Raw genomic sequence first — 11,980 nt, 5'->3', positions numbered from 1 at the left:
CACAGCGGAAGGAGGTGCAGCGAAGCAAACCGTAGCCGCTGCGCCCGGATCGATCCCGGAGCGAAGGGACCCGAGCCTGCGAGGGCCGAACGCAGGAGCTAGCGTTTTTTGCTTACTTTTTTAGGCGCTTGTAAAAAAGTAAGTCGCCGTCAGGCGAAACCGCCAGCCGCAGCACCCGAAGCAAAGGATATGTACCCAAACCAAAAAAACTCAGCGCCTGAAAAAAAGCCATCGCCAGCAGGCTGGCTCCCACAGTTTCAACCGCGTACGCCATTGAATATCAGGCCCCCAGCCCCACCAGATACTCCCAGGGATAAATCCCCCGCTGATGCCCATCACTGAACACCAACTGCACCCCATACCCTTGACCGTTCACCTCAATCAGACGCACCCGATCATCGATCAACGGCGTAACCCCCCGCAGCCGAAACGCACGGCATTGCGAACACGGACACTGCCGCCGTAGTTGAGCATGCCCCAACACCGACTCACGCCCATCCGGCCAGCTCAGACGCAACGTCCGCGTGCTCTGCGAATTGACCACCGCCAAAGGACTCATTGCAACTGACTCAAGGCAATGCGCACCGCCTTGCGCACTTCCGGATCGCCGTCATCCTGCGCCGCCTGCAAAGCCGCCACCGCGCCACGATCATTCAGCTCACCCAAGGCCAGCGCCGCCTCCTTGCGCAGGTTGCTGATGCGATGACCGAGCGTATCGATCAACGCCTCCAGCGCCGGCACAAAACGCAAACGACCCAGGCTGCGAGTGGCGCGCAGACGCACTTGCCAATAGTCATCGCTCAACGCCTCGACCAGCGCCGGGCCGGCGTCGCCATGGCCGACCTTGCCCAACGTCGTCGCCGCTTCTTCGCGCACCTGCCACGCAATGTCGCGCAAGGCCTGACGCAGAGCTGGCAACACCTCGGCACAAGAGGCCAACCCCAGCGCACCTGTCGCCGCACGGCGCACTTCGGTGTCCGGATCATCGCTGGCCAAACGCGCCAACGCCGGCAACGCGTCGAGTTGCTTGAGCCAACCCAGCACGCCGACCGCTTCGCGGCGCACATTGGCGTCGGCATCGTTCAGCGCGGCGACGGCAGCGGGTGCCGCGTCGGCAAAACGCAACTCACGTAAAGCGCGAAACGCAGCGATGCGCACATTAACGTCGGCATGATCAGTCCACGGCAGAATCACCCGCCCCGCCGCTTCAGACTTGAGCAGACTAAGGCTTTGTGCGGCAGCCGCTTGCACGGCCAGCGATGGATCGGTCAGCGCCTCACACAAGGCCTGCACGACCGGCTCATCCTCCCAGGCCTCAAGCAATCGCGCTGCTTCGGCACGCACTTCTTCGGCAGGATCGTGGCCAAGTCGATCGACCAGCCAGAGCAAGCCGTCGGGTTCTTCAAGATCCGCCAGCTCGATCAGGGCGATGCGCCGCACACCAGCGTCATCAGCGGTCAGGCGCGGTTGCAGGGCAAGGATTTCATCGATATCGGTCACAGCAAAAATAGAGGTCATAGGGCAAATCGCGGCAAAGGGTTTTCAGGAGGCAAGCCGAGCGGGTTGAGGCGCGGCAGCGGTCGGTCGGTGTCGTGGCGCAGCAGGTCGAGGCAATGACGCTTGAGGCGCGCGAATTCAGCGCTGGTGACCAGTTCGCTGGTGCGTGGACGCGGGAAATCCAGACGCAGGTCTTCGATGATCCGCCCAGGGCGTGCGCTCATCACCAGCAAGCGGTCGGCGAGAAACAGCGCTTCGTCGATGTCGTGGGTGACGAACACGACGGTGGTACGGATGCGCGTCCAGATATCCAGCAGCAGTTCCTGCATGTTCAGGCGGGTCAGCGCATCCAGCGCGCCGAACGGCTCGTCCATCAGCAACAGCCGTGGACGATTGACCAGCACCCGAGCAATTTCCACCCGTTGCTGCATGCCGCCGGACAGCTGATCGGGCCAGCGCTCGGCAAATCCGTCGAGGCCTACCAGTTTGAGCATGTCATCGGCCGCGCGATGCCGCTCGACCTTGCCGATACCCCGCATCTTCAAGCCGAAGGCAACGTTGTCGCGCACCGTGCGCCATGGAAACAGCGTGTGATGCTGGAACACCATGCCGCGCTGCGGCGACGGCCCGGACACCGCCGCGCCGTCGACTCTCAGGCTGCCGGTGCGGGCCTTCAAGTGCCCGGCCAGAGCGCCGAGCAACGTCGATTTGCCGCAACCGGACGGGCCGAGAATGCACACGAACTGGCCGGGTTCGATCTGGCAATCGAGATCCTGCACCGCTTCGAAAGCATCGCGACCTTCGCCGAGCACGATCGACAACCGGCGAATGTCGATCCGCCCTTCCGGGGTTTGCATTACGCTCATCAGGCTTTTCCTCGCGGTCGATGCCAAGGCGTGAACACGCCGCCCAGACGTTTGATCAGCCCACTGCTGCCCATGCCCAGCACACCGATCAGCAGCATGCCGACGACAATGTCGGCGTAGTTCTGAATGGTGTAGGACTCCCACGTGTAGTAGCCGATGCCGAACTGGCCGGAGATCATTTCCGCCGTGACCAGACAGAACCACGACGTGCCCATGCCGATGGCCAGGCCAGTGATGATGCTCGGTGCCGCGCCGGGCAGAATCACTTCGAGCAGAATCGCCCGGCGTCCTGCCCCGAGGCTTTTCGCTGAAGCGACCAGCCGCGGGTCGACGCCCTCGACGCCGTGCACGGTGTTGAGCAGAATCGGAAACAGTGCGCCGGTGAAGGTGATGAAGACCATCGACAGTTCCGAGGACGGAAACATCAGGATTGCCAGCGGTATCCACGCCACGGCGGGAATCGGGCGCAGGACTTCCAGCGGTGGCAGCAACACGTCTTCGGCCCATTTCGAGCGGCCGATGGCCAGGCCCAGGGCGATGCCGATGACCAGCGCGGCGAGGTAACCGGCAAACACGCGGCCGAGGCTGGCGGTCAGGTGCTGCCAGAGTTTGCCGGAGTCACCGAGGCCCAAAGCGGCTTCGATCACGGCCAATGGCGTGGGCACGTTGGCGAACGTGACCAGGCCGAGGTTCCAGTGGTGGCTGGCAGCGAGTTGCCAGAACAGCAGGCAGAGCAACAGTGAGGCGGCTCTTGGAACCCAGCGTAAACAGGATCGGTACACAATAATTCCTCTCAACACAAATCCCTGTAGGAGTGAGCCTGCTCGCGATAGCGGTGTGTCAGGCGATGATATTTTGGGTGTGCCACCGCTATCGCGAGCAGGCTCACTCCTACAGGGGAAACGGTGTTCCGAAGTTAGCGAGCAGCAACGACTTGCGCCGTGGCATCGCTGAAATCAAACACCTTGCCCCCCTGCACCGAAGCAAACGCCTGCGCCTGCCCTTTCAGCAGAAACGCACTCAACCGCCCCTTCGCATCACTGGCAAACCACGCCTGCTCGGCCAACAACTTGATCCCGCTGTCGCTCGCCTGCGCATACACCGCACGAATGTTTTTGCCCTCCTGCTTCAACGCGGCCAACGCGCTGAACGCCGATTCAGCCGAGGCATAACGGCGCACCTTGTCTTCGCCGCGCACCCAGATTTCCGCGACGTGGCTGACGTCGGTGATCGCTTTGCCCGTTGCGGCATCCACCCCCGTTAATGGCGTTTGCGCGTAATCGGCCAGTTGCGCGGTGTAATCCAGATTCGACGCCTTGAACGCCGCGCGGATGTACTGGTCGTCGATGAAGCTGTTGAGATCGAGCCCACGATCGGCCTTCTTCAGTAGTTTCAGCGTGTCGATGGCGGTACCCACCGCTTGGCGATATTCAGGTTTCCAGCTCAGGTCACGGGTCTGCACGCCAAGCGGGCCGTGGAACAGGTAGGCGACCTCGGCATCGACACCGGTGACCTTGGCGATCAGTTCGCTGTATTTCTCAGGCTCTGCGGCGAGCAGTCGATTGGCTTCGATACTCGCCTGCAGATATGCGATAACGATTTCCGGGTATTTCTTCGCATAGGCCTGATCGACCAGCGCACCGTGGAATGTCGGCGCGTTGGCTTGAGAACCGTCATAAATCTTGCGAGCGAAACCGCGACTGGGGAACAGTTCGGCGAACGGCACGAAATCGGCGTGGGCGTCGATCTTGCCAGCCTGCAACGCCGAGCCAGCGACTTCCGGTGGCTGGGCGATGATGTTGACGTCCTTGAGCGGATCCCAGCCCTGCGCCGCCACCGCACGTAACAACATGCCGTGGGCCGTGGAGGCGAATGGCACGGATATGGTCTTGCCCTTGAGCTCCGCCAGTGACTGTACCGTCGACGCGCTTGGCACGACGATGCCGTTGCCGCTGCCCTTGATGCTGCCCGACAGCACGCTGATGAACAGGCTATGTTTGCCCGCCGTTTCAAACGCCACGCCGTTGAACGCACCGGGGAAATCGGCCATGGTGCCGAAGTCGAGTTTGCCGGCGACCATCTCGTTGGTCAGCGGTGCGCCGCTGGTGAAGTTCTTCCACTGCACGTCGTATCTGGCGTCTTTGTAGGCGCCGTCGTGGGGCAGGTATTTGTCAAGCAGACCGAGCTCACGAATCAACAAACCGCCAGCGGCGCAGTTGATGGTGGTGTCCTGGGTGCCGATGGCGATGCGGATGGTTTCGGCCGAAGCCGACACGGTGAACGAAGCCAGTAGCAGACCGGCAATTGCTGCACGCAACATGGGTGTTTCCCCTCGAATCGTTTATTGGATGTTCGTCTCCGCCGCGATCAGGGTGCGGTGGGAAACGAGGGGGTTTCGGTAAATCGAGCGTCCGGCGTTTCCGGATGGCTTTGGGTTGTCTCGGCTGGCCTCATCGCTGGCAAGCCAGCTCCCACAGTTTACTTCGGTGTTTATACAATCGTTGTTCGACCACAAATCCCTGTGGGAGCTGGCTTGCCAGCGATGGCGTCCGCCCGATCAACGCAGGAGATAGGGGATGTCGACCTTGACGGCCCCGGTCGGGCAATCTTTCTCGCACGGCATGCAGTACCAGCATTCATCGAACGCCATGTAGGCTTTTTGCGTCGCCGGGTTGATCGCCAGCAAGTCCATCGGGCACACATCGACACACACGGTGCAGCCCTTTTCGGCGATGCATTTGTCCTCGTCCACGGTGACGGGAGCGTTGGAGCGGAAGAAGATTTCCTGAGCTTGATAGGCCATGGTTCGGGCTCTCTTGTCTAGTCGTGCATCAAGCGGCGAAGGCGCCTACGCGCAAGCGGTCGTAGGCCTGCAGTTCTTCGGCATCGAGCGGGATGATGTAAGGCTCGACGGCTTTCTTGAAACTGGTCATCTGGCCGTCCTCGCCCTTCTTCAGGTGGCAATGGCAGAACCACTCGCTGTCGTCGCGTCGCGGGTGATCGACGCGGTAGTGATACAAGCCCCAGCGGCTTTCGGCGCGGAACAACGAGGCGCGAGCAGCCATTTCGGCGCAGTCGCGAATCACGCTGGTTTCCATAGCGCGCATCAGTTCGTGAGCATTGTTGGCTTTCATCTGCTCGAGATCGCGCGCGATGTCGCTGAAGCGTTGCAGGCCGATCTGCATTTTCTTCGTTACTTTCGGCGGTTGCAGGTAATCGTTGACGAATCGCCGCAGCTTGTATTCGACCTGCGCTGGCGGCAGGCCGTCTTCGCGTTCCAGTGGGGCGTAGACCCGGGCTTTTTCCTTGGCGATCTGCTCGGCATCCAGCGCCGTAAATTCGCGGTCGGCGACAAACTCCGCCGCGTTATGCCCGGCGAACCAGCCGTAAGTGAAGGCACCGAGCATGTAGTTGTGCGGCACGGCGGCCATATCACCCGCCGAGTACAGGCCTTTCACCGAGGTTTCTGCGCGTTCGTTGACCCACACGCCAGACGCCGAGTGGCCGCTGCAAAAGCCGATTTCGGAAATGTGCATCTCGACCATGTGCGTGCGGTAGTCGGTGCCGCGATTGGCGTGAAACTGGCCGCGACTCGGGCGCTCGTTGCTGTGCAGGATCTCCTCGATGTTCTGGATGGTTTCCTCGGCCAGGTGATCGAGTTTGAGGAACACGGGGCCATTGCCGCTCTCCAGTTCCTGATGAAATTCCCACATCATCTGCCCGCTCCAGTAATCGCACTCGATGAAGCGCTCGCCCTTGTTGTTGGCGGTGTAGCCGCCCAAGGGACCGGTGACGTAGGCGCAGGCCGGGCCGTTGTAATCCTTGATCAGCGGGTTGATCTGGAAGCACTCGAGGTTGGCCAGTTCGGCGCCGGCGTGATAGGCCATCGCGTAGCCGTCGCCGGCATTGGTCGGGTTCTCATACGTGCCCATCAGGTAGCCCGACGACGGCAGACCGAGGCGCCCCGCCGCACCGCACGCGAGGATCACCGCTTTGGCCTTGATCACATGGAAATCGGCGGTGCGACAATCAAAGCCCATCACGCCATTGACGGCGCCCTCCTCGTCGGTCAGCAAACGCGTGCAGACCAGGCGATTGGTAATGCTCACCCGCGCGCGCTTCAACTGCCGATACAGGACTTTCTTGATGTCGTGCCCTTCCGGCATCGGCAGCACGTAGGCGCCCATGTGGTGGACCTTTTTCACCGCGTAATCGCCGGTTTCGTCCTTCTCGAATTTCACGCCCCAGCGGTCGAGCTGTGAGAGGGTTTCGAAACTGTGCGTTGCATAGGCGTAAACCGCTGCCTGATTGACGATGCCGTCGTTGGCGATAGTGATTTCCTTGGTGTACTGCTCCGGCGTCGAATGGCCCGGAATGATCGCGTTGTTCAGGCCGTCCATGCCCATGCTGATCGCGCCACTGCGTTTGACATTGGCCTTGTCGACCAGCAGAACGCGCAAGTCACGGTTCTGCTCTTTCGCCTTGATCGCCGCCATCGGCCCGGCCGTACCGCCGCCAATCACGACAATGTCGTATTCCTGCTCGAGCACGTTGCGGGTCATGCCTGCTCCCCTTTTTGCCGATCGATGCGCAGGCGGTACTGGAAGGCATCGCCACGGTAGTAAAGGTGTTCAAAGTCCAGCGGCTGGCCTTGGGCATCGTGGGTCAGACGCTCAATGCGCATGATCGGCGAACCGGCCTCGACGTTGAGCGCCTGGGTCAGGTCGCTGTCGGCGAGCACCGCGTCGATGGCCAGATCGGCGTGGCCGAGGGCGATGCCGCAGTCGTTTTCGAGGATCAGGAAAATGTCGCGGGTGACCAGATCAGCCTTCTCCAGACGCTCGCCCAGCGCTTTGGGCAGGTAGGTGATTTCCAGCGAGATCGGCTCGCGGTTGATCAGGCGCACGCGTTTGATCTGCGCGACGATTTCGCCTTCCGCTACCTGCAAACGCTCGGCGACACGCTTGTCTGCGGCAATGAATCTGAAACTGCGCAGGCGGTTGATCACCTCGTAACCGCGGCCGGTCATCGACTCGGCGAGGCCTTGCAGGCTGCTGACGTTCTGGAAGGTTTTCGGCTTGGCGACGAAGGTGCCCTTGCCATGGATCTTGAAGATCAGCCCTTCCTTTTGCAGATCGCCGAGCGCCTGGCGCACGGTGATGCGGCTGACTTTGAACAGCGCACCGAGTTCGCTTTCGGAGGGCATCTGGCTGTCTTGCGGGTATTCACCGTCGAGAATCCGCGCGCGCAGCACGTCGCGCAACTGGGTGTGCAGCGGGACGCTGCCGAGGGAGAGAACGTTATCGGTCATCTTCGGATCACTTGTCATAACGAGTTATGGCGTGATCTTAGGGTTGTTATGACAAGTGTGGGAAATACCGAATGGGCATAACCTTAGACGCTTCACACGGTCGCTTTTGTAGGAGTGAGCCTGTTCGCGATAGCGGTTCAGTCATTGATGTGTTGTCTGACACACCGCTATCGCGAGCAGGCTCACTCCTACAGGGAATCGCGGTCCAGCACGCGATCAGCCGATGCGCAAGGCGCGCAGGTCGAGGTGGCCGTTCTGGAGTGGTGGGCACCAGTAGTAGCCGCCGGTGATTGGCCGGCTGATGCGGTACAAGCCGTCGGTGATGCCGTCTTCCAGGCCGCTCATGCGTCGCAGTTGCGCTTCGAAGGCATCCAGCGAGAAGCCGAACGCGAGGAACATCAAACCGGCGCGATCGCCTTCGATCCACGGCATCGAGCGGCGCACGACGAAGGCTTCCGGGGCAAAGCTTTCCTGCGCGGTGCGTTTGACGTGGGCCGAAACCGGCGCGTCGTCGATTTCTTCGTTGTCGCTCAGGCGCCGGCCCATGATGTTGTCTTTGTCTTCGGCGGACAGTTGGTGAAAGCCCTTGAGGTCGTGCTGCCACTGCTGGATGGCGGCGAAACTGGCACCGACGTGGCCGTCAGCGCCCTGGCTCAGCAGCGCGGCAGCGATGGCGGCGTCATCGTGCGGGTTTTCCGTGCCGTCTTCGTAGCCGGTCAGGTCGTGGCCGTCCTTGTGGCGGAAGGCTTCCTGACGATCGACGAGGCGCAAGGCCGGTGCGAGTGCGGCTTCGAGGGCGTTGGAGCGATTGAGCAATTCGCCACGGTCGACGCCGTGCAACCAGACCCACAGCGCGTGCTGGGTGGCAGGGTTTTCGACACCGACGCCGGCCAATGCCGGGAAGCTGCGCAGACCGTCGATGTGCACGTTGAGCACCTTGACCAGCGGTTCACCGAAACCCACCACCGCCGACGCGCCATCTACCTGATTCAGCAGGTTGTCGAGCGCCTGCGGCAGCGCTTCCACCGACTCGAGGGCGAAGAACAGGTGACGCGCTTGCGCAGGAACTGGGGTGGCGAGAATGCCCGGCTGGTAGTAACTCATGTGAACTCCTTGAAAAAGTGCGCGGAGTTTACCTGCGGGCGGTGGATTTGTGGGGGTTTGGTGAATGTGTAGAACACCGAGGACCCTCACCCCAGCCCTCTCCCAGAGGCAGAGGGAACTGATTGGGGGATGTCCGAGGGCTTCGTCGAGTTGAACGTCCTGCTGTGAGTCCATCATCGACGCGGTTTCTCAGGTCGATGCATGACTCAAGACGCCTCGGTCGGCTCCCTCTCCCTCTGGGAGAGGGCTGGGGTGAGGGTTGGCCTCGTTGCGCCAGGCACTCGGGCTCAGTCCGGTCCAGCGTTTGAAGGCGCGGCGAAAACTGCGCACGTCGCTGTAGCCGACTTCTTCGGTGATGCGCTCGATCGGCATGTGCGGATTCGCCAGCAGGCTCAATGTGCGCGCCTGGCGCACTTGCTCCAGCAAGGCCTCGAACGTCAGCCCGTGCTCGGTCAGGCGCCGGCGCAAGGTGCGGCTGCTCATGTTCAAGTCGCCGGCAATCTTTTCGATATGGCTGCCACGACTCAAGTCCCGAGCGATCGCCCGCTCCACCGCCTGAATCAAATCGAGCTTCTGATGCACCTGCGCCGCCTCCAGCTCCAGCAACGCCACGGCCTGCCGCAACGCCAGTGAATGATGATTGGGCAGGTTCACGTCCAGCCATTGCACGTCGATCAGCATGCGATTGTGCAGACAACCAAAGCGCACGTCCGGCCCGAGCAAGCGCTGATATTCGCTGCGATAGTCCGGTGCGGCATGCACGAATTCCACGGCGACCGCCTTGAATTCAGCCCCCACCAGCGCGCGCCCGTACACCAGCAGACTGGCGAAGAATTCCTCGACCGCAAACACCTGCACATCTGCAAATGGCAGGCGACATTCGGCATCGAGCCACACCTGATCGCCCACCACATCGACACTCGATACGACAATCCCGCCCGAGGTGTGCTGATGGCGAATGCCAAGCGCGAACGCATCGCGCAAGGTCTTGCACAGCGACAGCACATGGCCGAGCAAGCCCAGCGTACCCAACACATTCTGCGCACCGACCCACAACCCCAGGCCCTGATTGGGCAGCACCTTGAGCGCACGTTGAATCATCGCCACGGCCTGACGATAGGAGATCCGCTGCGCCGGATCCTGCAGATCTTCGAGGTTGAAACCCAGCCCGCGACACAGGCTCTGCGGATCGACACCGTTGATCTGCACCACGTCGGCGAGAGTCTGCAACAGGAATGGCGAGACCATCGCTATTTCAAAAGTGGGGTCTTGGACTTTTACGTTCATGGCGGCTGACATTCCGGATCACGCTTGATTGTTATTTTTGTAACCGGTTATGTCGAACGAAGTTAGCACAGGGTTGGCCGAGTGTCCGCAGAAGTCCCCCTGATTGTCCGCCAATACCCTGCCGTGCCGGGCGCCAAGCGCTTATTTCTAGCGTACCCGACACCCCACGTGCCGACGTTGCGCTCCACCACAATAATAATGAGGACCGCCATGCACCCGAACCGCGCGACATTCCCCCTGCGCCTGGCCCTTTGCTTGCTGGGCTGCGCTAACGCAGCGGCCTTGGCGACCGAGGCCGGCGTCGACAATATCGGTCCCGGCACCGATGGTTTCTTCATGCTGCCGACTGACGTCGACAGCCTTCCCGACCACATGGTCGCGTTCAACCTCTACTACAACCATTACAAGTCACGGAAGCTCAATATCAGCTCGCTGGGCGGCAAGGTGCCGAATGTCGAGATCGAATCGACCGCGGTGATTCCGCGCCTCGACTATCTGAGCCCCGTGCGGGTGTTCGGCGGGCGCCTGGCTGGGTACATCGCCCAGCCGTGGCTGAAGCAGGAGGTCTCGGTGTTCGGCCTGCGTGACACCCGCGAAGGCATGGGCGATACCACCGTCGCGCCGATCATCCTGTGGGACATGGGCAAGGACCTGACCCTCGCTGCTGCGTTGGAAATCACCGTCCCCACCGGCGAATACAGCGTCGATCGGCTGGCCAACACCAGCAACAATTTCTACACCTACAAACCGTTGTTTTCCTTCACCTGGCTGCCGACCGACAAGACTGAAGTCTCGATGAAGACCACCTACAGCTTCAACGAGAAGAACAAGGACACCGACTACAAATCAGGACAGATCTTCCACTTCGATTATTCGGCCAGCTACAAGCTGACCGACGACCTGATGCTCGGTATCAACGGCTATTACCTGAAACAGACCACCGACGACAAACAGTTCGGCCATACCGTGCAGTTCGCCGGGCAGGACGTCGATGACGGCGTACGTGGGCAGGTCTTCGCCATCGGCCCGGCGCTGCATTTCACCTTCCTCAAATACGCCAGCGCCGAGATCCGCTGGGCCAGGGAGCTTGATGTGGAAAACCGGCCGGAGGGGGAAATGTTGTGGGCGAAGATCAGTATTCCGTATGCCTTTTGAGTAAATTTGTAGGAAATTCGCACCCGAATTTGTAGCCTGAACAACTGAAAAACGTATCGATGGAATACGCCTACAGCGGCGGTCGTGATTACCCGACGACAGGAGGAAACGTCTGGCAGATTTAAAGGGGGTGCTTGCAGATACTGGGCTCCGTTATCCCATGGTTCATCAAGGGCTCATGGGGTGCATCGTCAGCCAGTGACGACAATGAGCCATTCCCCTTAGACTGCTTGAAATTGATCACGGAGGTCATATGAGCCTATTGCTTTCCCCGTTTTATTCTGAGTTCGATTCCGAAGAAGAGGCAGAGAGCTACGATCGCTGGTTTCGTGCCAAGGTGCAGACTGCGCTGGATGATCCTCGCCCGGGCATCCCCCACGAGGAAGCCATGGTGCGGCTCGACCAATTATTAGAAGAGAAACGCAAGAATCGACGCGCTGCCGCTTGAATGGAGCGATCAAGCTCTGGACGATCTGGCTGACATTATCGATTACGTTGAACAACACAATTCCAACGCTTCAGTTGCTCTGCAACACAAGGTGGGTGCAGCAACGCAAAGGCTTTCATCAATACCCTATGGCTACAGATCCGGTCGAGTGCAGGTACCCGGGAAATGGTGGTCAATTCAAGCTATCTGCTGGTCTATCGGGTAAACGGCCGCATCAGAATCCTGACGCTGGTTCACACCCGACAACAATACCCGCGAAAACTCATAGAATAAAAAAAGGGCGACCCACCGGTCGCCCAAACGTACTGCACG

Annotated in this window: 14 protein-coding genes; 3 read left to right on the top strand and 11 right to left on the bottom strand. The window is 60.6% G+C overall.

What is annotated here, in order from left to right:
- Positions 1-112: 112 nt before the first annotated feature.
- The 11 genes from ACYYKW_RS20230 to ACYYKW_RS20180 all read right to left on the bottom strand — a co-directional run bounded on the left by ACYYKW_RS20230 (position 113) and on the right by ACYYKW_RS20180 (position 10,065).
- On the bottom strand, positions 113-274 hold the full coding sequence (locus ACYYKW_RS20230) for a hypothetical protein (RefSeq protein ID WP_157720848.1): 162 nt from the start codon (positions 272-274) through the stop codon (positions 113-115).
- 6 nt (positions 275-280) lie between these two features.
- Positions 281-559, bottom strand: coding sequence for a DUF971 domain-containing protein (locus ACYYKW_RS20225; protein WP_464990958.1), 279 nt, complete (start codon positions 557-559; stop codon positions 281-283).
- On the bottom strand, positions 556-1,518 hold the full coding sequence (locus ACYYKW_RS20220; protein WP_093101268.1) for a HEAT repeat domain-containing protein: 963 nt from the start codon (positions 1,516-1,518) through the stop codon (positions 556-558). Before ACYYKW_RS20220 ends, ACYYKW_RS20225 begins: the two co-directional genes overlap by 4 nt.
- The gene (locus tag ACYYKW_RS20215; RefSeq protein WP_464990957.1) at positions 1,515-2,363 is read right to left on the bottom strand and encodes an ABC transporter ATP-binding protein; all 849 of its coding nucleotides are present in this window, start codon (positions 2,361-2,363) and stop codon (positions 1,515-1,517) included. The genes ACYYKW_RS20220 and ACYYKW_RS20215 overlap by 4 nt, the downstream gene beginning before the upstream one ends.
- Positions 2,363-3,145: an ABC transporter permease gene (locus ACYYKW_RS20210; RefSeq protein ID WP_336355677.1), complete on the bottom strand. Its 783-nt coding sequence runs from the start codon at positions 3,143-3,145 to the stop codon at positions 2,363-2,365. The genes ACYYKW_RS20215 and ACYYKW_RS20210 overlap by 1 nt, the downstream gene beginning before the upstream one ends.
- A gap of 134 nt (positions 3,146-3,279) precedes the next feature.
- The gene (locus tag ACYYKW_RS20205; protein ID WP_336355676.1) at positions 3,280-4,683 is read right to left on the bottom strand and encodes an ABC transporter substrate-binding protein; all 1,404 of its coding nucleotides are present in this window, start codon (positions 4,681-4,683) and stop codon (positions 3,280-3,282) included.
- 237 nt (positions 4,684-4,920) lie between these two features.
- Positions 4,921-5,166 (bottom strand): 4Fe-4S dicluster domain-containing protein, encoded by a 246-nt coding sequence (locus tag ACYYKW_RS20200; protein ID WP_003225615.1) that lies wholly within the window; start codon positions 5,164-5,166, stop codon positions 4,921-4,923.
- Between the two features lie 28 nt (positions 5,167-5,194).
- Complete coding sequence (locus tag ACYYKW_RS20195; RefSeq protein WP_464990956.1) at positions 5,195-6,925, bottom strand: fumarate reductase/succinate dehydrogenase flavoprotein subunit; 1,731 nt, start codon at positions 6,923-6,925, stop codon at positions 5,195-5,197.
- Positions 6,922-7,674, bottom strand: coding sequence for a GntR family transcriptional regulator (locus ACYYKW_RS20190; RefSeq protein ID WP_090283790.1), 753 nt, complete (start codon positions 7,672-7,674; stop codon positions 6,922-6,924). Before ACYYKW_RS20190 ends, ACYYKW_RS20195 begins: the two co-directional genes overlap by 4 nt.
- 216 nt (positions 7,675-7,890) lie before the next feature.
- Entirely contained in the window at positions 7,891-8,778 is an 888-nt protein-coding gene (locus tag ACYYKW_RS20185; RefSeq protein WP_093101258.1) for a Dyp-type peroxidase, read from the bottom strand.
- Positions 8,779-8,967: 189 nt separating this feature from the next.
- Positions 8,968-10,065: an AraC family transcriptional regulator gene (locus tag ACYYKW_RS20180; RefSeq protein WP_093101256.1), complete on the bottom strand. Its 1,098-nt coding sequence runs from the start codon at positions 10,063-10,065 to the stop codon at positions 8,968-8,970.
- Positions 10,066-10,275: 210 nt separating this feature from the next.
- On the opposite strand from ACYYKW_RS20180, the gene ACYYKW_RS20175 reads away from it, so the two are divergent.
- From ACYYKW_RS20175 to ACYYKW_RS20165, 3 genes are all read left to right on the top strand, one after another.
- A complete protein-coding gene (locus ACYYKW_RS20175; protein WP_336355673.1) occupies positions 10,276-11,220 on the top strand; it encodes a SphA family protein in 945 nt (314 codons plus the stop codon).
- A gap of 253 nt (positions 11,221-11,473) precedes the next feature.
- Positions 11,474-11,668 carry a type II toxin-antitoxin system RelB family antitoxin gene (gene relB, locus ACYYKW_RS20170; RefSeq protein WP_093101253.1) on the top strand — a complete coding sequence of 65 codons (195 nt, stop codon included), beginning with the start codon at positions 11,474-11,476 and terminating at the stop codon, positions 11,666-11,668.
- Positions 11,649-11,873 (top strand): type II toxin-antitoxin system RelE/ParE family toxin, encoded by a 225-nt coding sequence (locus ACYYKW_RS20165; protein ID WP_464990961.1) that lies wholly within the window; start codon positions 11,649-11,651, stop codon positions 11,871-11,873. The genes relB and ACYYKW_RS20165 overlap by 20 nt, the downstream gene beginning before the upstream one ends.
- The last annotated feature ends 107 nt before the right edge of the window (positions 11,874-11,980 follow it).

This window comes from Pseudomonas sp. 15C, from assembly GCF_055484735.1.
Note: the sequence above shows the minus strand (reverse complement) of the source record. Positions and strands in the feature narration are given on the sequence as shown.